Here is a 22684-nt window from a genome sequence, read left to right as displayed (position 1 = left end):
CGTGGCCCCTAACCGATCCGCTCGCGGCGGCCGAGGATGCCCTGCGGCCTGATGAGGAGCACGATGATGAGGACCACCAGCGCGCCGACCGTCTTCATCTCCGGGGGGATCCACAGCGTGGAGACCTGGATGAAGACGCCCACGACCAGGGAGCCCACCAGGGCGCCGAAGGCCGTGCCGAGACCGCCGAGGGTGACGCCCGCGAACATCAGCAGCAGCACCTGCAGACCCATCTGGTAAGTGAGGTTCTGCGTCACGCCGAGCAGGATTCCTGCGAGCGCGGCGGTGGCCGTGCCGGCCGCCCACACGATTCGGACGACCCGGTCCACGTTGATGCCCGATGAGGCGGCGAGGGCGGGGTTGTCGGCGACGGCGCGCGTCGCCTTCCCGATACGGGTGTAGATCAGGGCGAGCCCGATGGCGATCAGGACGGCGATCTCGATGCCCATCGCGACCAGGCTCTTCGGCGTGGCGAAGATGGGGCCGATCTGGATGCCCTCCTGGGCCACGTACTGTTCGTACGGCCGGCCCTGCCCGCCGAAGATGAACAGCAGCAGGTATCGCAGGAAGATCGCCAGGCCGATGGAGACGATCATCATGGAGATGAGGCCGGTCTTACGTCGCCGGAGCACGCCCCAGAAGTAGCGGTCCTGGGCGTAGCCGAAGCCCGCCGCCAGGATCACCGCCAGGGGGGCGGCGATGAGAAGGTGGAGCCCGACCCAGGCGTTGAGCACGAACGCGAGGAACGCGCCGACTGTGAGCAGCTCGCCGTGGGCGAAGTTGGTCAGGCCCGTCGTCCCGAAGATCAGGGAGAGGCCCACCGCGCCCAGCGCGATGATCAGGCCGAGGCTCAGCCCTTCGAAGCCGAGCTGGGCCACCCGGGTCCAGTACTGGGCCGACTCGCTGGGCGGGGCTTCGGCGCCCTGGTCGCCCTGCTGGCCGCCGCCCGCCGGGACGAGAGCGAAGAGAACGTTCCGCTCATTGCCCTCGAAGACCTTGACGGTCAGTGATCCCTTGTCCTTGAACTTGAGCGCGACTCCCTGCGGGAGCGTCGACTGATCCAGGGTGACCTTGTAGGTGCCTGCCTTGGGAACGGGGATCGCCCATTCGCCCTTGGCATCGGTGGTGTCGTCGCCGACGGAGGCGCCGCCTTCGTCGACGACGCTGATTTTCACACCGTTCACTGGCTGACTCTGATTTCTGAGTGTCCCCTTCAGGCCCTCGCCCTCTGCCCACGCCGAGGTGGTGGAGGACGTGAGCAGGAAGATGAGTCCGCCCAGGAACGCCGTGAACGCGATCACGGCTCTGCGCAATGGTGCTCCCTAATGAGGTCGTGGTGGAGGTTGTGCCCCCATCCCGGCACGCCACATCGCAAGAATGAGGTGCAATGCTGGGCCGGAGCTTAGCTCTGGGCCGCCCGGTAAGGGGCCGTTCGTCACCAATCGGTGACCAGGGTGTTTCTTCGGCGTGAGGAAAAATCGACCAGGTCAGAGCATATTTACTGAACATGTGAAGCCCGACAGTGCCGTCTTGGGCTTTGAGTGATTACGCCTTTTCGGCTCGGCTCGATCGCCCTGGTCAGGAAGGTGCGTGGACGGAGTCTCATCCCGTCTCACGTACCCCAACGGGCCCATAGGTGGCAAAATCCGCAAAACGGGCGACAGGTCTCCCTTTGCGCATCACCCCCTCGGCTCGCTACCGTGGGGTCAACGGAGCCCGGGGGCCGCTGAGTAGACAACGTGCAGGGCGGGGAAGCCCATCGCGGCACCAAAGGCACCCCCGGGCCCACCATCCTCCGTTATGCGGCCTCGCCAGGGCCCCGCCGGCGCGGTGTGGGCAGCGTCAAGGGCGGCCCCGCGAAGTTCCGAGCTCGGGTTTTCTGTCCTACCGTGCGGCTAGGCTGCGTGATGTGCCGAAGACAGATGTGACCCCCACGTCCCCTTGCCTGATGCTGCTCGACGGGCATTCACTGGCCTACCGGGCGTTCTACGCCCTGAAAGAGGCCAACCTCGTCACGACCGACGGTCAGCACACCGAGGCGGTATACGGGTTCACCTCCATGCTGGTCAACGCGTTGCGCGATGAGCGGCCGAGCCACGTGGCGGTCTGCTTCGACCGGTCCGAGCCGACCTTCAGGCACGAGCAGTACGCCGAGTACAAGGCCAACCGCAGCGAGACCCCGGAAGACTTCCGCGGCCAGGTCAGTCTGATCTTCGAGGTGCTCGACACCCTCGGGGTGCCGCGCATGTCCCAGGCCGGCTTCGAGGCCGACGACCTGATCGCCACCCTGGCCACCAAGGCCGCCGACGAGGGCATGAACGTCCTGATCGTCACCGGCGACCGTGACGCGCTCCAGCTCGTGAACGAGCGGATCACCGTCCTGATGACCCGCCGGGGGATCAGCGACATGACGCGCTTCACCCCCGAGGCCGTCCTGGAGAAGTACGAGCTGACCCCGGTGCAGTACCCCGACTTCGCCGCCATCCGGGGCGACTCCAGCGACAACCTCAAGAACATCCCGGGCGTGGGCGAGAAGACCGCCGCCAAGTGGATCCGCGAGTACGGCTCCCTTTCGGAGCTGGTCGACCGCGTCGACGAGGTCAAGGGCAAGGTCGGCGAGAAGCTGCGCGACCACCTCGACCAGGTGCTGCTCAACCGCCGCCTGACCGAGCTGAAGCGCGATGTCCCGGTCGGCGCCGAGGTCGGCACGCTGACCATGGGCGTCTTCGACCGCGACGGCATCCACAAGCTCCTCGACACCCTGCAGATCCGCGGCGAGCTGCGCGAGCGGCTGTTCGCCACGCTCGGCCAGACGCAGGCCGAGGCCGACGAGGGGTTCGAGGTCGAGCTGGCCCTTCCCGGCCCCGACGAGCTGGGCGCCTGGCTGGCCGACATGCCCGAGGGGCGCGCCGGGGTCGAGTTCCGCGGCTCCTACGGCAGCGGCACCGGCCGCATCGACGCCGTCGCCATCGCCTCGCCGTCCGGCGCGGCGGCCTACATCGATCCGGCCGCGCTCACCGAGGCCGACGAGCGGGCGCTGCGCGAATGGCTCGCCGACCCCGCGCGGCCCAAGGCCGTCCACGACGCCAAGGGCCCGATCCTGGCGCTGTGGGCCCAGGGCATGGAGCTGCGCGGGCTCACCTGCGACACCGCGCTCGCCGCCTACCTGGCCACTCCCGGCCAGCGCGAGTTCAAGCTCGACGACCTGGCCGTGCGCTACCTGTCGCGCGAGCTGCGCGCCGAGGCCCGCCCCGACGGCCAGGGCACGCTGTTCGACACCGACGGCGAGGAGGGCGACGACGTCGAGGCGCGCGACCTCGCGCTGCGCGCCCAGGCGGTCCGGGAACTGGCCGACGGGCTGGAGGAGTTCCTCTCCTCGCGCGGCGGCACCCACCTGATGACCGACGTCGAGCTGCCGCTGATCACCGTGCTGGCCGAGATGGAGCGCGCGGGCATCGCCGCCGACCACGAGCACTTCGCCGCGCAGGAGGCCCAGTTCGGCGCCGCGGTGAAGCAGGCCGTCGAGGAGGCGCACCGGGTGGTCGGCGAGCAGTTCAACCTGGGCTCGCCCAAGCAGCTCCAGGAGATCCTGTTCGGCAAGCTCAACCTGCCCAAGACCAAGCGCACCAAGACCGGTTACAGCACCGACGCCGACCAACTCGCCTGGCTGGCCACGCAGACCGAGCACGAGCTGCCGACGATCATGCTGCGGCACCGTGACCAGACCAAGCTGCGGGTCACCGTCGAGGGGCTGATCAAGGAGATCGGCGACGACGGGCGCATCCACACCACGTTCAACCAGATCATCGCGGCCACCGGGCGGCTCAGCTCGGAGAAGCCCAACCTGCAGAACATCCCGATCCGCACCAGCGAGGGCCGGCGCATCCGCCAGGGCTTCACGGTGGGCGAGGGCTACGAGACCCTGCTGACCGCCGACTACAGCCAGATCGAGCTGCGGATCATGGCCCACCTGTCCGGCGACGAGTCGCTGATCGCCGCCTTCGAGTCGGGCCACGACTTCCACCAGGCCACCGCCGCCCGCGTGTTCGACCTGCCGCCCGAGCAGGTCGACGGCGAGCTGCGGGCGCGGATCAAGGCGATGAACTACGGCCTGGCCTACGGGCTGTCCGACTTCGGGCTGTCCGGCCAGCTCAACATCCCGGTGGCCGAGGCGCGTGCGCTGAAGGACGAGTACTTCGAGGAGTTCGGCGGGGTCCGCGACTTCCTGCAGGCCATCGTGGCCCAGGCCCGTGGCGACGGCTACACCGAGACCATCATGGGCCGCCGCCGCTACCTCCCCGACCTGACCAGCGACAACCGCCAGCGGCGCGAGATGGCCGAGCGGATGGCCCTCAACGCGCCGATCCAGGGGTCGGCCGCCGACATCATCAAGGTCGCGATGCTCAACGTGCGCCGCGCGATGGGCGAGGAGGGCCTGCGCTCGCGGATGCTGCTCCAGGTCCACGACGAACTCGTCTTCGAGGTCGTCCCGGGCGAGCTGGAGCGGGTCCGCCAGGTGGTCACCGAGCAGATGTGCACGGCCTACCTGCTGCGCGTGCCGCTCGACGTCTCCATCGGGGTCGGCCGCACCTGGGAGGACGCGGGCCACTGACCCTGCCCGGCGGGGGCCGGGCCCTGGGGGGTTTGTCCGGTTTCGCGCGCATGGCGGGGGAACGTTCTACTGTGGTGATCGGTTCATGTCCGATCGGCACGGGAGAGGTGTGCGCAGTCCGGCCTTCGTCACGCGAACAGTGGCCGTCGCCAATGTCATCGTGGTCACGGCCGCGCTGATGGCCCTGTGGCTGATTCCCGACCCTCCAGACCCCGATCCCCCCACCAGGCGGCCGGCCGGCCCGCCCTCGGTCGCCGCCACGGTGACCCCGAAGCCCGCGGAGACGCCCGCCGAGCCCGAGCGGTGGCGGTTCCCGCCGCCGATCGTCGCCACGCCCGAGTCCGCGCGGACGGTCCGGGCCAACGAGGCGGGCCTGGTGCCGGTGCTGATGTACCACCGGATCCTCAAGAAGCGGATCGCCTCCATCGACCGCACCCCGGCAGACGTCCGCGACGAGCTGGAGCGCCTGGCCGAGCAGCGGTACGTCCCGGTCACCGCGAGTGAGTTCGTGGACGGCCGGATCGACATCCCGGCGGGCACCCATCCGGTGGTGCTGACCTTCGACGACGGTCACGAGAGCCACTTCGCCCTCGGGGCGGACGGCATGCCCGCGAAGGACACCGCCGTGCGGATCATCTACGACGTTGCCCAGAAATACCCAGACTTTCGGCCTGTCGCTACCTTCTGGGTGAACCGGGAGCCCTTCGGGCTGCGCGACAAGGCCGAGCAGCAGCGGGCCGTGCGCTGGCTGACCGAGCGCGGCTTCGAGGTGGGCAACCACACCTGGGGGCATCCCAGCCTGACCGCGATGTCGCGCAAGCGGGCCAGGGAGCAGATCGTCCGGGGCGAGCGGATGCTGCGGCAGCTCGGGGTGACCTCCTTCAAGACCTTCGCGCTGCCGTACGGGGCGCGGCCGGGAGGCAAGACCTCCTACAAGGGCGAGTGGGACGGCACCAAGTACGACTATCGCGGGGTCTTCTTCGCGGGGGCGGAGCCTTCGCGCTCGCCGTACGATAAGGAGTTCGACCGCACCCGGATCCAGCGCGTCCAGAGCAACGGCAAGAAGGGTGAGTGCCGTCGCTGGTGCTCCAAATATTGGCTCGAATGGCTGGGCAAGCGGCCGGGCGAGCGGTATACGTCCGACGGTGACCCGGGGCGGATATCCGTACCGAAGAAACTTCGCGGTAATATCGCGGTCAAGGGGAGCCAGCAGGTCAACGCCTACTAGGCGGGGCCGTGCGGGGGTATGCGACCCAAGGTGTCTTCCGTCTCCGGATTGACCAGGCTGCTCACGTCTCATATGCTGATCGCTGCGCTGTGGGCTCGCGCGCGCCTCAGACGGAGCGGGCTCGCGCTCGACGATGTCGATCAACGATTCCTCGGGTTGAAGTGAGGGCCTGCCGCGCGCTAGCCACACATCGACATCTGTCCGCGTTCGGAGCAATTCCACACATGACGAGCAGCACTGAGGCCACCTCGAGCACCCCGCAGGTAGCGGTCAACGACATCGGTTCCGAAGAGGCCTTCCTCGCCGCGATCGACGAGACCATCAAGTACTTCAACGACGGTGACATCGTCGAAGGCACCGTTGTCAAGGTCGATCGAGACGAGGTCTTGCTCGACATCGGTTACAAGACCGAGGGAGTCATCCCCTCCCGTGAGCTCTCGATCAAGCACGATGTCGATCCGGCCGAGGTCGTCGAGGTAGGCGAGCACGTAGAGGCCCTTGTCCTGCAGAAGGAGGACAAGGAAGGCCGTCTGATCCTCTCCAAGAAGCGCGCCCAGTACGAGCGCGCCTGGGGCACGATCGAGAAGATCAAGGACGAGGACGGCATCGTCACCGGCACGGTCATCGAGGTCGTCAAGGGCGGCCTCATCCTCGACATCGGGCTGCGCGGCTTCCTGCCGGCCTCCCTGGTCGAGATGCGGCGCGTGCGCGACCTGCAGCCCTACGTCGGCCGGGAACTCGAAGCCAAGATCATCGAGCTCGACAAGAACCGCAACAACGTGGTCCTCTCCCGCCGCGCCTGGCTGGAGCAGACCCAGTCCGAGGTCCGCCAGACGTTCCTCAACACCCTGCAGAAGGGCCAGGTCCGCAAGGGCGTCGTGTCCTCGATCGTCAACTTCGGCGCGTTCGTCGACCTCGGCGGCGTGGACGGTCTGGTGCACGTGTCGGAGCTGTCCTGGAAGCACATCGACCACCCCTCCGAGGTCGTCGAGGTCGGCCAGGAGGTCACCGTCGAGGTGCTCGACGTCGACATGGAGCGCGAGCGCGTGTCGCTCTCGCTCAAGGCGACGCAGGAAGACCCGTGGCAGCAGTTCGCCCGCACCCACCAGATCGGCCAGGTCGTTCCCGGCCGGGTCACCAAGCTGGTGCCGTTCGGCGCGTTCGTGCGGGTCGAGGAGGGCATCGAGGGCCTGGTCCACATCTCCGAGCTGGCCGAGCGCCACGTGGAGATCCCGGAGCAGGTCGTCCAGGTCGGCGACGAGATCTTCGTGAAGATCATCGACATCGACCTCGACCGCCGTCGCATCTCGCTGTCCCTCAAGCAGGCCAACGAGGGCGCCATCGGAGCCGACGTCGAGTTCGACCCCACGCTGTACGGCATGGCGGCGACCTACGACGACCAGGGCAACTACATCTACCCGGAGGGCTTCGACCCCGAGACGGGCGAGTGGCTCGAAGGCTTCGAGAAGCAGCGCGAGGAGTGGGAGCGGCAGTACGCCGAGGCCCAGACCCGCTTCGAGGCCCACAAGCGCCAGGTCGAGGAGGCCCGCAAGGCCGAGGCCGAGGCCGGCGGCGAGGCCGCGCAGTCCTACTCCGGTGAGTCGCAGAGCACCGGTGGCGGCAGCGCCCCGTCCCAGGGCGGCGGCACGGGCGGTGCCCTCGCCTCCGACGAGGCCCTCGCGGCCCTCCGCGAGAAGCTGGCCGGCGGCCAGAGCTGACCCTCGGGTTCAAGTGACCAAAGGAGACCCCGCCCAGACAGGGCGGGGTCTCCTCGCGTTCCCCCATCAACGAAAGAGCCCCGTCGAACGCACTGGCCGCGTCGGCTCCGCCCCTGGCCCGCACCCATCCCGCCCGCACTATCCCGCGCCCGGCAGGTCGTGGGCCGTAGGAGGACCCGCCCACCCGGGGGCGTTCCGGGTGCCGCGTCGGATGTGTCGGCGCGGGCTTCGCCGGTGGAGGGCCTGTACCTACCCCCGTCCCGATGCCGCACCTGGCAGGCCGCGGTGGCGGTGGATGGGGCGTGTGCTGTGGTGGGTGGGGCGTTAGTAGGGTTGCGGCGTGATGCGGATCGAGCGGGCCGGGGTCGGGGACGCGGGGGAGATCCTTACGGTGCAGCGGGCGGCTTATGTGACGGAGGCGCAGTTGTACGGCGATCCGTTCCTGCCGCCTTTGGTGGAGACCGCGGAGCAGGTGCGCAAGGCCGTCGAGGACACGCTGGTGCTCAAGGTGATGGACGGGGGCAGGATCGCCGGGGCGGTGCGTGGGCGGATCGCGGGCACCACGTGTCTGGTGGGACGCCTGGTGGTCGCGCCGGACCTGCAGCGGCGCGGGATCGGGCGCGCGCTGCTGACCGCCTTACACCGGGAGGCGCCGCAGGACACCGAGATCACCGCGTTCGACCTGTTCACCGGTCATCTCTCGGAGTCCAACCTGCGGCTCTACCGGCAGGAGGGTTATCGGGAGACCGGGCGTGAGCGGGTCCATGACCACCTCACCCTGGTCCACATGCGCAGACAGGAGCGGTCGTGATCCTCAAGGTGGGCCTGACCGGCGGGATCGGATCGGGCAAGACCGAGGTGGCGCGCCGGCTGGCCGAGCGCGGGGCGATGGTGATCGACGCCGACCAGATCGCCAGGGAGGTCGTCGAGCCCGGCACCGAGGGGCTCGCCCGCGTGGTGGCCGCGTTCGGCGAGGAGATGCTCACCGAGAGCGGCACCCTGAACCGTGAGCGGCTCGGGTCGGTCGTCTTCGCCGACCCCGAGCGGCTGGCCACGCTGAACGGCATCGTCCACCCGCTGGTCGGCGAGCGCGTCGCGGCCCTGCAGGCCGCCGCCCCCGACGACGCGATCGTCGTCTACGACGTGCCGCTGCTGGCCGAGAACGGCCTGTCGAGGATGTACGACGCCGTGATCGTGGTCGACGCATCCGACGAGGTCCGGCTCGAACGGCTGGTGCGGGTGCGCGGGATGAGCGAGGCCGACGCTAAGGCCCGTATGGCCGCTCAGGCGACCCGGGAGGCCAGGTTGGCACTGGCAGACCACGTGGTGCCCAACGAGGGCTCTCTGGCCGATCTGGAGGCTCGTGTGGGGGAGATCTGGGCCGCGCTGCGCCGTCAGGCCGCCGAACGCGCCTGACGACCCCCGGCGCCGTGCCGTCCCCGTGGAACGGTGGAACGTGGAACGGGCGGGGCGGTACGGCAGCACAGCGCCTGCCGTACCGGCCCGCCGTAGGTCAGAACCAGCCGCGGCGGCGGGCCATGCTCTGCAGCGCGCTCTGCAGGGTCTGCTCCACCGACCCCGGGTTGTCGCCGTAGCCGACCGTGAACCGGCTGTAGGTGTCGCCGCCGGACGAGAGGAAGCCGCCCCGGTTGTCGGCCTCCAGGATGATGTCCATCGCGTGCGGCCCGGCGATGAAGGTCAGCTCCAGCTCGTTGAAGTGGCGGCGCCACTCGTGCCCCGCGTAGTACTCGATCTCCTGGAAGAACGGCATGCTCGACCCGCGCAGCGTGCCGCGTTCCAGGTCGGCCTTCTTGAAGCCGAAGCCCATCCGGTCCAGTGCCCCCAGCAGGTACTCCTGGGCCGGCAGCGGGTTGACGAAGAGCGGGTCGAGGTCGCCCTTGTCGAGCGCCCCGGCCAGGGACAGCTCGGTGGCCACGCCGAGCCGCATGCCGCGCAGCGGCTGCCCGCCGATCGCGCTGATCGGCGTCTCCCACGGCACCTGGATCTGGAACGGGACCGACCGGGCCACGCCCGAGGGCAGGTCGGACGGCCCGGACACCTGGTGGCGCAGGAAGCTGTACGTCGCGTGGTACTCGTTGTCACCGCTCTCGACCTCGACCTTCGCGGTGAAGTCGATGAAGATGCCGTCGATCCGCTGGTCGGAGGACCCGCCGCGGAAGTTCACCTCCCCGCGCAGAGGCTCGCCGGGGCGGACGTTGGCGTTGTGCAGGACCGTGTCGACCTCGACGCCGGCGCCGAACGCGGCCATCAGTTTGCGGAACACCATGGGGGCGTCTCCAGATATGAAGTGACCAACTGTGTTGTGAACGGTGAACTAGAGGCGGGTGGGACGGGGGACGGCCGGCGCGGGAGTCGTCACTGCATGGGAGGCGCCGGCGCCTGTACAACGGCCGGTAGAGCGGGCCCGTTCCCACTGGTGATCCGCGGGAGCATCTGCGCGAGCAGCAGCGTGGACAGGGCGGACGACTCGCCCGACGAGGCGCCGGTCCGCACCACGAGCGGCTGCGGCGCGCTCTCGGCCAGCTTGGCGCCCACCTCCAGGCGGCGCCTGGCCAGCTCGTACTGCAGGATGGCCCGGTTGTCGCGGTACGACTCGGCCAGCCTGCGCTGCGCCTTGGCCTCGTTCTCGGCCGACGTCAGCTCGGCCCGGCCGCGCGCCTCGATCTCCCAGCGCACCCGCTGCGCCTCGGTCTCGTGCTCCTCCAGCATGCGGGCGACGTCCTTGCGGGCCGTGTTGTGGGCGGCCTTGACCTCGACGATCCGGGCGTCGCGGGTCTTCTTGGCCCGCTCGATCTCCATCAGGAGCGTGTCGATGCGGCGCTTCCTGGTCAGCTCCCACTCCCGCTCGTAGGCCGACAGCTCCTTGGCGACCTTCTCGCGGGTGGACAGGTGCTGCTGGTACTGGTCGGGGAGCTGCACATCGGGGATGTTGCAGCCCATGACCCGCACGCCGTACCGGCCGAGCTGGCGGTTGAGGGCGTCCTGCATGTCGTTGACGTCGGAGCCGCGCAGGTCGTAGGCGCGCTCGGTGTTCACCCTGCGGCTGCGCTGGCGGATGGCGTCCTGGACGGCGCTGGACAGCACCAGGTCGAAGTTGCCCGCGCCGATGGTCCGCACGAACGCGACGGGATCGACGATGCGGAACTTCAGGAAGAACTCGATGGCCTTGAGCGGGACGTTCTCGGCCGTCGGGCAGGCGGTGATGGGCGCGGTGTAGGGGATCTCGGTGGAGGTGTCCACGACGGCGTCCACCCGGTCCCACGGGAGCCAGAGGTAGTGACGGCCGGGGTCGAGCGTCCCGGTGATCGCGCCCCAGCGGCTGCGGACGCCGGTGGTGCCCTGCTCGATCTCGATGATCGACCGCCGCCACATCCAGACGAGCGCGACGAACAGGAAGAACGCGGCGCCGATCCAGGCGAGCAGGGTGATCACGGTGATGGTGGAGAGCACCGCCGTACCGGCCAGGTAGAGCGCGAAGAACAGCAGGGCCATCCAGGAGAAGCCGCGCCGGTCCTTGGGGATGACGACGGGGACGAGCTGGCCGTGCTCGCCGCCCCTGAGCAACTGGCGGATCTCCGACCAGGAGGCCAGGGATTCCTTGATCTTGGAGAAGTCGCGGTTCATCGGGGCTCCACGCTCGGGATCGAGGCTGCGGTGTAGGGAGGTTCGTCACCGCCGGGCGCGTGCGGCGCGACCGCGTCCTGACGCGTCGCGAACGCGTGCCGTCCGGACGGCTCCGGCGCGGGCGCGGGCGGGACCTCCTGGACGGCGGGCGTCGCGGCCGCCGCCAGCAGCGAGGTGATCTCCGCCTCCCGCTCGGTGATGCGCCGCTGGATCTCGCTCAGCCTGGCCCGGATCGCCGCCATGTCCTCGCTGGAGAACAGCGTCGCGTCTCGTCCGCCGACGAGCTGCTTGGCCAGCTCCAGGAAGTCGATGTCGCCGCTGTCGCCCACCTGGACGACCTGGGGGAGCCGCGCGGCGACGCCCTCCAGCTTGTCCAGCAGGTCGGTCTGGAAGCGGTAGTCCAGGATCTCCGGGGCCTCGGCCGCCGACAGCGCCCGGATGTCCAGGGCCTGGGCCTCCAGCAGCGCGGCGTTGGCGTTGGCGGTGCTCTCGGCCTCCACGAGGCGCTGCCGCGCCTGTGCCTTGGCCTGGTGGGAGGCACGTTCCAGGGCGGTGTCCATCTGCGCCTGGTAGCCGGCGATCTCGGCGTGGATGGCCGACAGCGTCTCCTGCAGCCCGGCCAGCTCCTTGGTCAGGTCGCCCTCGTTCTGCTCCTTGCGGAGCTGGAGCTCGTACTCGTACGTGTACGCCTCCTTGGCCACCCGCACCATCTCGGGGGCCGCCAGGTCCATGCGGTACTCCTGGCTGGACGGCTCGGCGTGAGTGATGTTCACGTCGGTCAGCCGGACGGCGGGCAGAAACTGCTGGTTGAGGTTCTCCAGCATGCCCAGGGTGCTCTCGCCGACCAGGTCGTAGATGTCCTCCGCCCGCTGGGCGTAGATGAGGCTCCTGGTGACCTCGCTGATCGCGTTCTGCAGCTTGGCCTGGAAGCCGGTCACCGATCCGAGCACGAAGATGAACTCGGCCGGGTCCTCGATGCGGAACTGCAGGAACAGGTCCACGCTGGCCTTGACGCCCTGCTGGGTGGGGGCCTCGCGGATCGGCGCGTTGAAGGGGTACTCGCGGGTGGTGTTGACGATGTAGCTGACCCGCTTCCACGGGTTGAACAACGTCACCCTGCCCGGTTCGGCGACCTGCACGAGCTTGCCGAACTTGGTGATCAGCGCGCGGCAGCCCTCGGGCACCATGACGACGCTCCTGCGCCACCACAGGAAGGCGGCGGCCAGCACCAGCACCACCCAGTAGTGCGGCCCGAACAGCACACCGGCCTCGATGGGCAGGCCGCTGACGACCAGGCCGACGAGGCCGAGGCCGGCGAGGATCACCAGCGGGATGATCACCTTGGCGGTGCCCGCCTTGGGAATGATCACCGGCGAGATGACGTGCGCGGGCTCGCCGTTGGGGCCCTTGCCGGAAAAGCTGCGGTTGACGATCTCCCCGGCCTCGTTCAGCGAGGCGGAGCGCGCCTCGATGAGGGTGCCGACCGAGCTGCCCTGTTCGCGGGCGGCCATGAAGTCGTCGGGGTTCAGCGTGAAGCTCTCGCCCTTCTCGCCGGAGAGCTGCCCGGTGAGATCACCGATGGCCTGCCCGACCGCGCCGCGCAGATCACCTCCCCCGGCGACCTGCTGGGCCACGCCCCTCGCCCTGTCGATGACCGCCTGTCGTGGACGGGACATCCATTACACCTCCGGATTGTCACCTACGGTGAACCTGAGACCTTAGTAGAGCCCGGATATATCACGGCAGGTACACCAGGCATCCCGATTTCGGGCGACAGTTAACGGAACGTCGCTTGCGATCCGCTTAACGCCTGATTGATCCCGATCGACGTGACTGCCCGCCTGGCCGCCGAGCAGGTCGCGAGGGGTGCGCGGGGGCGGCCGCCGGCCGTCCGTTTTTGTCGGCGGCGCCACCTACAGTGGAGTGCGTGAGGCCAGTTACAGATCTGCAGCGCAGCGTGGCGCCCTTCGAGGTCGTCACCGAGATGACGCCGTCCGGCGACCAGCCCCAGGCCATCGCCGAGCTGGAGACGCGGGTAGGGGGCGGCCAGAAGGACAGCGTGCTCCTGGGCGCCACCGGCACGGGCAAGACCGCCACCATCGCGTGGCTGATCGAGCGGCTGCAGCGGCCGACCCTGGTGATGCAGCCGAACAAGACCCTGGCCGCCCAGTTCGCCAACGAGCTGCGCGAGATGCTGCCCGGCAACGCCGTCGAGTACTTCGTGTCCTACTACGACTACTACCAGCCCGAGGCGTACGTTCCGCAGAGCGACACCTACATCGAGAAGGACTCCTCGATCAACGAGGAGGTCGAGCGGCTGCGCCACTCGGCCACCAACTCGCTGCTGACCCGCCGCGACACCGTCGTGGTCGCCTCCGTCTCGTGCATCTACGGCCTGGGCACCCCGCAGGAGTACGTCGACCGGATGGTCCGGCTCAAGGTCGGCCAGGAGATCGAGCGCGACCGCCTGCTGCGCCGCCTGGTCGACATGCAGTACGCGCGCAACGACATGGCCTTCACCCGGGGCACCTTCCGGGTGCGCGGCGACACCATCGAGATCATCCCGCAGTACGAAGAACTCGCCGTGCGCATCGAGATGTTCGGCGACGAGATCGAGAAGCTCGCCACCCTGCACCCGCTCACCGGCGAGGTGATCACCGAGGACCAGGAGCTCTACATCTTCCCGGCCTCCCACTACGTCGCGGGTCCCGAGCGCATGGAGCGGGCGATCTCCGGCATCGAGCTGGAGCTGGCCGACCGGCTGGCCGTGCTGGAGCGCCAGGGCAAGCTGCTAGAGGCGCAGCGGCTGCGCATGCGCACCAGCTACGACATCGAGATGATGCGCCAGGTCGGCACCTGCGCGGGCATCGAGAACTACTCCCGCCACATCGACGGGCGCGAGGCGGGCTCGGCCCCCAACACCCTGCTCGACTACTTCCCGGAAGACTTCCTGCTGGTCCTCGACGAGTCCCACCAGACCGTCCCGCAGATCGGCGCGATGTACGAGGGCGACGCCTCGCGCAAGCGCACACTGGTCGACCACGGGTTCCGCCTGCCGTCCGCGATGGACAACCGCCCGCTGAAGTGGGAGGAGTTCCTCGACCGCATCGACCAGACGGTCTACCTGTCGGCCACCCCCGGCCCCTACGAGCTGGGCCGGGTCAAGGGCGAGGTCGTCGAGCAGGTGATCCGGCCCACCGGCCTGATCGACCCCGAGGTCGTGGTCAAGCCCACCAAGGGCCAGATCGACGACCTGGTGCACGAGATCCGCGAGCGCGCCGACCGCGACGAGCGGGTGCTGGTCACCACGCTCACCAAGAAGATGTCCGAAGACCTCACCGATTACCTGCTCGAACTGGGCATCCGCGTGCGCTACCTGCACAGCGAGGTCGACACGCTGCGCCGGGTCGAGCTGCTGCGCGAGCTGCGCCTCGGCGAGTTCGACGTGCTGGTCGGCATCAACCTGCTCAGAGAGGGCCTCGACCTGCCCGAGGTGTCCCTGGTGAGCATCCTCGACGCCGACAAGGAGGGGTTCCTCCGCTCGGAGACCTCCCTCATCCAGACCATCGGCCGCGCCGCGCGAAACGTCTCCGGCCAGGTCCACATGTACGCCGACACCATCACCCCCTCGATGCGGCGGGCCATCGACGAGACCAACCGGCGTCGCGAGAAGCAGGTCGCCTACAACACCGAGCGCGGCATCGACCCGCAGCCGCTGCGCAAGAAGATCGCCGACATCCTCGACCAGCTCTCCCGCGAAGACGCCGACACCGACCAGCTCCTCGGCGGCGGGCGCCGTCAGAGCCGGGGCAAGGCCCCCGTGCCCGGCCTGTCCCGCCAGGCCGGGCAGCACGCCAAGGCCATCGCGGGCGAGATGCCCCGTGCCCAGCTCGAATCGTTGGTCGAGTCGCTCACCGAGCAGATGCACCAGTCCGCCGCCGACCTCCAGTTCGAGGTCGCGGCCCGGCTGCGCGACGAGATCAAGGAGCTCAAGCGCGAGCTGAGAGACATGCGCGAGGCGGGCGTCTCCTGAGCCTCCGCTAGGACCAGGTCGCCGCGTCGTCGCGGCTCAGGTGAGGTGGTCGGCGCGGTCGAGCAGGTAGCGCCGCTCGACCTGGTTGGCGGTCATGCGGGCCGCCTCGCGGTAGAGCCGGGCCGCGTCCGCCGCCGCGCCGGTCATCTGGAGCAGATGGGCGCGAACCGCGCGTTCGCGCTGCTCGACCAGCGGGTCCTGGTCGAGCCGGTAGCGCCTGTTGAGGTCGTCGAGCAGGGCCAGCCCCCGTTCGGGGCCGAAGGCCTTGGCCACCGCGACCACCCGGCTCAGCCGTACCGGCGTGGTGGGGCTGAGCCGTTCGAGCCACAGGTAGAGCATCGCGATCTGCGGCCAGTCGGTCTGCTCCGGCGACATGGCCGCGGCGTGCAGTGCCGCGATCGCCGCCTGCAACCGGTAGGGGCCGACCTCGCGGCGGTTCCAGACACTGTCGATCAGCTCGGTGCCTTCGCGGAGCAGAGCCGGGTGCCACTTGCCGCGGTCCTGCTCGTCCAGCGGCACCAGCTCGTCGTGGCCGCCGACGCGGGCCGGACGGCGGGCCTCGGTGAGCAGCATCAGCGCGAGCAGCCCGGTGACCTCGTGGTCATCGGGCAGGGTGCGGTGGAGCATGCGGGTCAGCCGGATGGCCTCGCCGGTCAGGTCGACGCGGGCCAGATGGGCGCCGGCGGACGCGGTGTAGCCCTCGTTGAAGATCAGGTAGAGCACCTGGGTCACGGCGGCGATCCGGCCGTCCCGGTCGGCGTCGGTCGGCGGGGTGAAGCGGGCCCCGGCACGGGCCAGCCGCTGCTTTGCGCGGCTGATCCGGGCGCCCATGGTGTTCTCGGGAGTCCCGTAGGCGTGCGCGATCTCGGCCGTCGTCAGGCCGCCGACCGCGCGCAGCGTGAGCGCGACCTGCGCGGTGGTGCCCAGCGCGGGGTGGCAGCAGAGCAGCAGCAGGGCGAGGCTGTCGTCGGTCTCCGGGGCCGGGCCCGCCCGGCGGGCCGGTTCGCGCATGGCCAGTTCGGCGACGCCGGCCTCCTGCTCACGCCGCCGCCTGGCCTGGTCGGCGCGCAGCAGGTCGACCATGCGCCGGTAGCCGATCCGGATCAGCCAGCTCCGCGGGTTCTCAGGCACGCCGTCGGCGGGCCAGGCCCGGCTCGCGGCGAGCAGCGCCTCCTGCACCGCGTCCTCGGCGACATCGAAACGCCCAAACCGTCGCACCAGCGCACCGAGCACCTGCGGCGCCTCAGTACGCAACAGATGCTCGACATCCGCGCCCACGGCCGACGCCCCCTCCCCACCACCCCGCCGCCCACGATCGTTCCGTGGCCCGCCGTCGGTCCGCCGGTTGTCGTCCTGCTGGGGTCCGGCGTCGGGGGTCACGTGATGAAGTCCTCGCCCATGATGGGGCGGATCTCGATGGGCTCGCCGAGGGCCTCGACGATTCGGGAGGCGATCTCAACGGCGCGTTCGCGGCCGCTCACGTCGATCACGGCGAAGCTGGCCAGGACCTCCTTCAGTTCGGCGAACGGTCCGTCGGTCGCCGTCACGCCGTCGGGGGTCTTTCGGATCGTGGTGCTGACCGCCGGGTGGCCGAGGCCCTCGCTGCCGACGAACTCGCCGCTCTCGATCAGCTCCCGCTCGAACTCCTGGTAGGCGGCGAACGCCGCCATTGCCTCGTCGGTCGGGGAGTCGGCGGTGGCGGCGTCCCAGGCGGCGGCCGGGGTGTAACCGAGTAGCAGGTACTTCATGATGAGTCCTCGTTTCGAATGTTCCGGCAAGGTTATGCGAGGTCAGGCTGGACGCCGCGACGACCGGGCCAGGCTCAGGGCCAGGACGGTCGTCCAGGTGAAGGCGACCACGCCGTTCACGGCGATCTGGATGCTCATGTGGTCCGGCGACATGGGCAGCAGCAGGACGAGCGCGGCGGCGCCGTTGCCGATCAACGGCAGTACGGCCCGGCGGCGGGCATGCCGGACGGCGAGCACGACCGCTGCCACGGCCAGCGCGGTGAAGGAGACGGCCGCCGCGGCCGAGTGCGTGACGCTGTGCCAGGACATCTGGGCCACCGGCCCGTCGGGGGTTCCGGCCGGGAAGCCGTTCTCCGGGTCCATCGGGAACACGCCGGCCGCGATCATCCCGACCCCGAACACCCCGACCAGGACGGGCAGTGCCCGACGGCCGAGCCCTTCGGTGAGGGTTCGCCTGATTCCGGCGGCCAGTGCGACCCCGCCCAGGCCGGCGAGCGCGAACGTGGCGATCTGGATCCAGCCGGGGCCGCCCGTCGCGAGCAGGCTGATCGGGTGGCGGGTGATGTCGAAGCCCTCGCGGGTGAGCCCCTGCACGATCGCCGAGGCGAAGAACACCGGCCCGGCCAGGGCCCCCGCGAGCAGCAGGCGCTGCGCCGAGCGGCGGGCGGCCGGGACCCGGGCGGCGGTCGCGGTGGTGGTGGTCATGACTTCCTCCTTGATGGTTTCTGCCGCTACCTCGGAGCCGACCCGCCGCCTTTGACGCGAGAGTGATGTGATGTGAATCACACCCGGGATGTGTCAAAGCCCCCGGGCGGCCTCCGAGGTACCGGCGAACACGCACCGAGACCACAAGGAGAACGAGATGTCGGAGACCTACGAGCCGAGCGCCGACCTGAAGGCCCTGGACCGCCTGGTCGGCACCTGGGCGATCACCGGCGGCGCCGAGGGGACCGTTCGGTACGAGTGGATGCCCGGCGGCTTCTTCATGCTTCAGCACGTCGAACTCACTCAGTTCGGACAGCCCGTGACCGGCCTGGAAGTGATCGGCAACCTGCGCCCGTTCGGCGAGCCCGCCGGCGCGGACGTGATGTCGCGCTTCTACGACTCGACCGGCAACACGCTCGACTACGTGTACGAGCTGACCGGCGACAAGCTGATCATCTGGGGCGGCGCGAAGGGCAGCCCCGCCTACTACGAGGGCACCTTCAGCGCCGACGGCGCGACCGTCATCGGCGAGTGGGTCTACCCCGGCGGCGGCGGATACGAGTCCACCATGACGCGGATCTGAAAATCGCCATCGATGAGATGACCGTGGCCCGGCGAGAACCGCCGGGCCGCGTCTCGTTCAACGGCCGCACGGCGGCGTTCGCCGATCGGAGATCTAGGGCGCGGACCCTGGCTTCAGCCATGGGGGCAAGCCCTTCCGCCGGGAGGGCGGAGTGCGCGCAACCCAGAACGGGTGCGCGAGCCGGGGCGCGCAAACCACGCAATCGCGTGGGCCGGACGGCGAACCGCCAAGCAACAGCAGCTCAGGCCACCGTGCAGACGGAGCCCGAGCCGGCTGGAATCCCCTGGGCCTTAGCCGTGGGGAGCACTTCAATTGAAGATGTCGTTGCCTTATCCGAGGTGGCCGGGGGCACCACCGTTGCATGGCAGATCTTCCCTTTCACGACCGGGCCGACTTCGAGGACGCCGATCGCGGGTTCGTCGCGCGGCTCAGCCCCGGCGTGGTCCGGGCGGCGGGGGGCAAGGTCGTCTGGGACAACGACTCCTACGCCTTCCTCGAAGGGGACCCTCCGCCGGAGGCGAACCCGAGCCTGTGGCGGCAGGCGCGGCTCTGCGCCAAGCAGGGGTTGTACGAGGTCACCGGCGGCATCTACCAGGTGCGCGGTCTCGACCTGTCCAACATGACCATCGTCGAGGGGGAGCGGGGCGTCATCGTCATCGACCCGCTGGTCTCCACCGAGTGCGCCGCCGCCGCGCTGCGGCTCTACCGGGATCACCGGGGCGAACGCCCGGTCACCGGCCTGATCTACACCCACTCGCACGTCGATCACTTCGGGGGAGCGCGAGGCGTCATCGACGCCGAGGACGTCCCGATCCTCGCCCCGGCGCACTTCATCGAGCACGCCGTCGCCGAGAACGTCTACGCGGGCACCGCCATGAACCGCCGGGCCCTCTACATGTACGGCCAGCTCCTGCCGCATTCCCCCGAGGGCCGGCTCGGCTGCGGGCTGGGCATGGGCACCTCGTCGGGCACCGTCTCCCTCATCCCGCCCACCTTGGACATCACCCATACGGGGCAGGAGGAGACGATCGACGGCGTGCGGATCGTCTTCCAGCTCACCCCCGGCACCGAGGCCCCGGCGGAGATGAACTTCCTGTTCCCCGCCCAGCGGGCCCTGTGCATGGCCGAGAACGCCACCCACAACCTGCACAACATCCTCACCCTGCGCGGCGCGCTGGTCCGTGACGCGCGCGTCTGGGCCCGCTACCTGGACGAGGCGATCACGCTGTTCGCCGACCGGGCCGACGTGGCCTTCGCGTCCCACCACTGGCCCACCTGGGGCAGGGCGAACATCGTCCGCTTCCTGACCCGGCAGCGCGACCTGTACGCCTACCTGCACGACCAGACCCTGCGGTTGCTGAACCGCGGCCTGAACGGCACCGAGATCGCCGAGGTCATGCGGATGCCGCCCGCCCTGGAACAGGCCTGGCACACCCACGGCTACTACGGCTCGGTCAGCCACAACGTCAAGGCGATCTACCAGCGCTACCTCGGCTGGTTCGACGGCAACCCGGCTCACCTGTGGGAGCATCCGCCCGTGGAACAGGCCAGGAGGTACGTCGAGTGCCTGGGCGGCTCCGCCGCCGTGCTGAAGACGGCCGAACGCTACCTCCAGGACGGCGATCTCCGCTTCGCGGCGACCCTGGTGAACCACGTGGTGTTCGCCGACGAGGGCGACCGTGCGGCCCGTGAACTGCTGGCGCGGGTCTACACCCGTCTCGGGCACGGCGCGGAGAACGCCACCTGGCGCAACGTCTACCTGACCGGCGCGGCCGAGCTGGCCGGCGGTCCCTCGTCTCCACCGACCGACACCACCTCACCGGACATGCTCGGCGCGCTCAGCCCGGAACAGGTCTTCGACTCCCTCGCCATCCGCGTGGACGGGCCCCGGGCCTGGGACGAGCGCTTCGTCATCGACTGGCACCTGACCGACCTGGACGAGCGCCACCGCACCACGATGTCGGACGGCGCGCTGACCCACCGGCGCACGCCGTCCGGGAAGGGCGGGGGGGACGGGCAGGACGGGGCGGACCTGACCCTGCGGCTGACCAGCCGGCGCCTGCTCGATCTGCTCATCCAGGGCTTTCCCGACGACCTCGACCACGACGGCGACATCGCCGTCCTGCACCGGCTGGCCGCCGTGCTGGACGAGCCGACGCGAAACTTCGCCGTCGTCACGCCCTGAACGTGTCGAGAGCGTGGCGCCGGCTCCGTCCCAGGGAGACCGGCGGCCATGGAGGGCCGCGTGAGCATGAAGGAGAATCACCGTGATCGAGCGAATGGACAATGTCGGCATCGTCTTCGACGACCTCCCGGCCGCCGTCGCGTTCTTCACCGCGCTCGGCATGGAGCTGGACGGCGAGTCGCTCGTCGAGGGGTCCTGGGTGGACCGCACCGTCGGGCTCGACGGCGTCCGGGTCGACGTCGCGATGATGCGCACCCCGGACAACCACGGCCGGCTCGAGCTGATGAGCTTCCGCAGCCCGGCGGCGGTCGCCACCCAGCCGGAGAACGCCCCCGCGAACGCGCTCGGCATCCGCCGCATCATGTTCGCCGTGGACGACGTGGACGAGGTCCTGGCCCGCCTCTGCCTCCACGGCGCGACACTCGTCGGCGAGGTGACGCAGTACGAGGACATCTACCGGCTCTGCTACGTCCGAGGCCCCGAGGGCGTCATCGTGGCGCTGGCCCAGCGGCTCGGCTGACGGCCCGGGCCTCACCAGGTGATCGGGATCTCGATCAGGCTCTCGATGAGGGTGCCCTGGGTGCGCCGCAGCTCCCCGGCCGGGATGGCCAGCCGCACCCGGGGGAACCGGCGCAGCAGGGCGCCCAGCGCCGTCTCCAGCTCCACCCGCGCCAGCGCGGCGCCGACGCAGAAGTGCGGCCCGGCGCTGAAGGTGAGGTGGGGGTTGTGCTCGCGGGTGATGTCGAAGTCGCCTGGCCGGTCGAACACCCGCTCGTCCCAGTTGGCCGACTCCACCGCCGGGATGACGCCCGTGCCACCGGGGATCCGCACCCCGCCGATGTCGATGTCCTCGGTGACATAGCGCAGCATCGACAGCGAGCCGCTCATCAGCTTCCAGCGCAGCAGCTCCTCCACGGCCCGGGGCAGCAGCGAGGGATCGGCCCGCAGCAGCGCGAGCTGGGCGGGCTCGGCCAGCAGTTTGGCCACGCTCAGGCCGAGCTGGCTGGCGGTGGTCTCGTAGCCGACCATCAGCAGCAGCCGGCACCACCAGTGCAGCTCGTATCCGCTCAGCCGGGTGTCGTCCTCGTCGTGGACCCCGATCAGCGCGCTGACCAGGTCATCGGCGGGGTGCTCGCGGCGGGAGCCGATCAGCTCGGCCATGTAGGCGTCGAGTTCCGCCAGCGCGCCGCGGATCTGCCGGCCGTCGTACTTGCCGGTGGACAGGAAGTGGTCGGTCCAGTTCCGGAAGCGGGTCTGGTCCGCGACGGGGACGCCCAGCAGGTCGCAGATCACCCGGATGCTCAGCGGGAACGACAGGTTCTCGCAGAGGTTCACCGGCGGGCCCTTCGCGGCCATCGCCTCGACCAGCTCGCCGGTGATCTGCCGCACGCGCGGCCGCAGCCGCTCGACCCGGCGCGGGGTGAACGCCTTCATCACCAGTTGCCGGATCCGCGTGTGCTCCGGCGGGTCGGGGTCGATCCTCGGATCCTGGAACATCTTGTTGCCGCCGAGCATCCGCGGCGCGCCGGGCCGGTTCATGTTGCGGCTGATCCGGGGATCGGTCAGCAGCGTCTTGACGTCGTCGTAGCGCGTCACCAGGTACGCCTGGTCCCCGCTGGGGAGGATCACGCGGTGCACCGGATGGTCTCGGATCGTGCGGAGTTCGGCGGGGACGGCCAGGGGGCCGGGCCGCTGGAAAGGGTAGGTGAGCGGTTCGGTGTTCATTTCGGCCGTCTTTCGTCGAGGTCAACGCCCACCCATACCCATGGTAACCGATCGATGGCGAATGGTAATCACTCCAGGCTCGTCGGCCCGGTTGACCTCGATCCGGGTTAAGGTCGCATGCTCGAAGCCCAGGTCGGCGCAGGTCGGTGAACGAAGGGAAGTCGGGCGGTATGCGGGTGGTTCGGGTGGTCCGCTTCGGGGGTCCGGAGGAGCTGGTGGCGAAGGGCGTGCGGGTGCTCGGCATCGAGCAGCTCTTCGAGTTCGGGCCGACCGTGACACGGTGGGCGGAGCGGATGATGTCCAAGGCCGCCGCCGGGCTCGTCCGGCCGCTCATCGGGCGGACCTTCCCGCCGGCACGCGCCGCCGACGCGCACGCCGCGATCGAGGAGCGCACCGCCGTCGGCAAGACCCTGCCGCTGACCTGAGCCGCTGACCTGAGCCGCTGACCTGAGCCGCTGACCTGAGCCGCTGACCTGAGCCGCTGACCTGAGCCGCTGACCTG

The 22684-nt window shown here is 69.7% G+C and carries 18 protein-coding genes; 10 read left to right on the top strand and 8 right to left on the bottom strand.

The genetic code is table 11. From position 1 onward, the window contains the following. Positions 1 to 8: 8 nt before the first annotated feature. The gene (locus tag P3X83_RS25465) at positions 9 to 1184 is read right to left on the bottom strand and encodes a branched-chain amino acid ABC transporter permease (protein WP_277307728.1); all 1176 of its coding nucleotides are present in this window, start codon (positions 1182 to 1184) and stop codon (positions 9 to 11) included. Between the two features lie 764 nt (positions 1185 to 1948). Between P3X83_RS25465 and polA the strand changes: the two genes are divergently transcribed. From polA to coaE, 5 genes are all read left to right on the top strand, one after another. Beyond that, positions 1949 to 4612: a DNA polymerase I gene (polA, locus tag P3X83_RS25460; protein ID WP_277307786.1), complete on the top strand. Its 2664-nt coding sequence runs from the start codon at positions 1949 to 1951 to the stop codon at positions 4610 to 4612. Positions 4613 to 4721: 109 nt separating this feature from the next. Beyond that, complete coding sequence (locus P3X83_RS25455) at positions 4722 to 5840, top strand: polysaccharide deacetylase family protein (protein WP_277307727.1); 1119 nt, start codon at positions 4722 to 4724, stop codon at positions 5838 to 5840. Between the two features lie 224 nt (positions 5841 to 6064). After that, entirely contained in the window at positions 6065 to 7558 is a 1494-nt protein-coding gene (gene rpsA / locus P3X83_RS25450) for a 30S ribosomal protein S1 (RefSeq protein ID WP_277307726.1), read from the top strand. A 343-nt stretch (positions 7559 to 7901) separates the two neighbouring features. Continuing rightward, on the top strand, positions 7902 to 8369 hold the full coding sequence (locus P3X83_RS25445) for a GNAT family N-acetyltransferase (RefSeq protein WP_277307785.1): 468 nt from the start codon (positions 7902 to 7904) through the stop codon (positions 8367 to 8369). Beyond that, positions 8369 to 8974: a dephospho-CoA kinase gene (gene coaE / locus P3X83_RS25440; protein WP_277307784.1), complete on the top strand. Its 606-nt coding sequence runs from the start codon at positions 8369 to 8371 to the stop codon at positions 8972 to 8974. The genes P3X83_RS25445 and coaE overlap by 1 nt, the downstream gene beginning before the upstream one ends. Positions 8975 to 9071: 97 nt before the next feature. Here coaE and P3X83_RS25435 read toward each other — a convergent pair whose 3' ends face one another. The 3 genes from P3X83_RS25435 to P3X83_RS25425 all read right to left on the bottom strand — a co-directional run bounded on the left by P3X83_RS25435 (position 9072) and on the right by P3X83_RS25425 (position 12879). Further along, positions 9072 to 9845 carry a sporulation protein gene (locus P3X83_RS25435; RefSeq protein ID WP_277307725.1) on the bottom strand — a complete coding sequence of 258 codons (774 nt, stop codon included), beginning with the start codon at positions 9843 to 9845 and terminating at the stop codon, positions 9072 to 9074. An 89-nt stretch (positions 9846 to 9934) separates the two neighbouring features. Beyond that, positions 9935 to 11203 (bottom strand): SPFH domain-containing protein, encoded by a 1269-nt coding sequence (locus P3X83_RS25430; protein WP_277307724.1) that lies wholly within the window; start codon positions 11201 to 11203, stop codon positions 9935 to 9937. Continuing rightward, on the bottom strand, positions 11200 to 12879 hold the full coding sequence (locus tag P3X83_RS25425; RefSeq protein ID WP_277307723.1) for an SPFH domain-containing protein: 1680 nt from the start codon (positions 12877 to 12879) through the stop codon (positions 11200 to 11202). The genes P3X83_RS25430 and P3X83_RS25425 overlap by 4 nt, the downstream gene beginning before the upstream one ends. A gap of 251 nt (positions 12880 to 13130) precedes the next feature. On the opposite strand from P3X83_RS25425, the gene uvrB reads away from it, so the two are divergent. Beyond that, complete coding sequence (uvrB, locus tag P3X83_RS25420; RefSeq protein WP_277307722.1) at positions 13131 to 15236, top strand: excinuclease ABC subunit UvrB; 2106 nt, start codon at positions 13131 to 13133, stop codon at positions 15234 to 15236. 36 nt (positions 15237 to 15272) lie between these two features. Here uvrB and P3X83_RS25415 read toward each other — a convergent pair whose 3' ends face one another. The 3 genes from P3X83_RS25415 to P3X83_RS25405 form a co-directional block, all read right to left on the bottom strand. Next, entirely contained in the window at positions 15273 to 16514 is a 1242-nt protein-coding gene (locus P3X83_RS25415; protein WP_277307721.1) for a sigma-70 family RNA polymerase sigma factor, read from the bottom strand. A 98-nt stretch (positions 16515 to 16612) separates the two neighbouring features. Beyond that, positions 16613 to 16984, bottom strand: a complete 372-nt coding sequence (locus P3X83_RS25410; protein WP_277307720.1) for a YciI family protein — start codon at positions 16982 to 16984, stop codon at positions 16613 to 16615. A gap of 42 nt (positions 16985 to 17026) precedes the next feature. Then, positions 17027 to 17689, bottom strand: a complete 663-nt coding sequence (locus P3X83_RS25405) for a DUF998 domain-containing protein (RefSeq protein ID WP_277307719.1) — start codon at positions 17687 to 17689, stop codon at positions 17027 to 17029. A 157-nt stretch (positions 17690 to 17846) separates the two neighbouring features. Between P3X83_RS25405 and P3X83_RS25400 the strand changes: the two genes are divergently transcribed. The 3 genes from P3X83_RS25400 to P3X83_RS25390 all read left to right on the top strand — a co-directional run bounded on the left by P3X83_RS25400 (position 17847) and on the right by P3X83_RS25390 (position 20977). Continuing rightward, on the top strand, positions 17847 to 18272 hold the full coding sequence (locus P3X83_RS25400; protein WP_277307718.1) for a hypothetical protein: 426 nt from the start codon (positions 17847 to 17849) through the stop codon (positions 18270 to 18272). A gap of 361 nt (positions 18273 to 18633) precedes the next feature. Then, entirely contained in the window at positions 18634 to 20457 is a 1824-nt protein-coding gene (locus P3X83_RS25395) for an alkyl sulfatase dimerization domain-containing protein (RefSeq protein WP_277307716.1), read from the top strand. 94 nt (positions 20458 to 20551) lie between these two features. Continuing rightward, positions 20552 to 20977 (top strand): VOC family protein, encoded by a 426-nt coding sequence (locus tag P3X83_RS25390; RefSeq protein WP_277307783.1) that lies wholly within the window; start codon positions 20552 to 20554, stop codon positions 20975 to 20977. Positions 20978 to 20988: 11 nt separating this feature from the next. Here P3X83_RS25390 and P3X83_RS25385 read toward each other — a convergent pair whose 3' ends face one another. Further along, positions 20989 to 22182: a cytochrome P450 gene (locus P3X83_RS25385; protein WP_277307715.1), complete on the bottom strand. Its 1194-nt coding sequence runs from the start codon at positions 22180 to 22182 to the stop codon at positions 20989 to 20991. Between the two features lie 170 nt (positions 22183 to 22352). On the opposite strand from P3X83_RS25385, the gene P3X83_RS25380 reads away from it, so the two are divergent. Continuing rightward, entirely contained in the window at positions 22353 to 22607 is a 255-nt protein-coding gene (locus P3X83_RS25380; protein WP_277307714.1) for a zinc-binding dehydrogenase, read from the top strand. Positions 22608 to 22684: the final 77 nt, after the last annotated feature.

This window comes from Spongiactinospora sp. TRM90649, assembly GCF_029382225.1.
Taxonomy (GTDB): domain Bacteria; phylum Actinomycetota; class Actinomycetes; order Streptosporangiales; family Streptosporangiaceae; genus Spongiactinospora.
The sequence above is the reverse complement of the archived record's forward strand: the minus strand, read 5'-3'. Positions and strand labels throughout refer to the sequence as shown.

Bases quoted from the DNA above. Each gene is read 5' to 3' on its own strand.
- P3X83_RS25400 (WP_277307718.1), top strand. From the start codon at position 17,847: ATGTCGGAGACCTACGAGCCGAGCGCCGACCTGAAGGCCCTGGACCGC.
- P3X83_RS25390 (WP_277307783.1), top strand. From the start codon at position 20,552: ATGGACAATGTCGGCATCGTCTTCGACGACCTCCCGGCCGCCGTCGCG.
- P3X83_RS25430 (WP_277307724.1), bottom strand. From the start codon at position 11,203: ATGAACCGCGACTTCTCCAAGATCAAGGAATCCCTGGCCTCCTGGTCG.
- P3X83_RS25395 (WP_277307716.1), top strand. From the start codon at position 18,634: ATGGCAGATCTTCCCTTTCACGACCGGGCCGACTTCGAGGACGCCGAT.
- P3X83_RS25385 (WP_277307715.1), bottom strand. From the start codon at position 22,182: ATGAACACCGAACCGCTCACCTACCCTTTCCAGCGGCCCGGCCCCCTG.
- P3X83_RS25405 (WP_277307719.1), bottom strand. From the start codon at position 17,689: ATGACCACCACCACCGCGACCGCCGCCCGGGTCCCGGCCGCCCGCCGC.
- P3X83_RS25410 (WP_277307720.1), bottom strand. From the start codon at position 16,984: ATGAAGTACCTGCTACTCGGTTACACCCCGGCCGCCGCCTGGGACGCC.
- polA (WP_277307786.1), top strand. From the start codon at position 1,949: ATGCTGCTCGACGGGCATTCACTGGCCTACCGGGCGTTCTACGCCCTG.
- P3X83_RS25445 (WP_277307785.1), top strand. From the start codon at position 7,902: ATGCGGATCGAGCGGGCCGGGGTCGGGGACGCGGGGGAGATCCTTACG.
- rpsA (WP_277307726.1), top strand. From the start codon at position 6,065: ATGACGAGCAGCACTGAGGCCACCTCGAGCACCCCGCAGGTAGCGGTC.
- P3X83_RS25380 (WP_277307714.1), top strand. From the start codon at position 22,353: ATGCGGGTGGTTCGGGTGGTCCGCTTCGGGGGTCCGGAGGAGCTGGTG.
- P3X83_RS25425 (WP_277307723.1), bottom strand. From the start codon at position 12,879: ATGTCCCGTCCACGACAGGCGGTCATCGACAGGGCGAGGGGCGTGGCC.
- P3X83_RS25435 (WP_277307725.1), bottom strand. From the start codon at position 9,845: ATGGTGTTCCGCAAACTGATGGCCGCGTTCGGCGCCGGCGTCGAGGTC.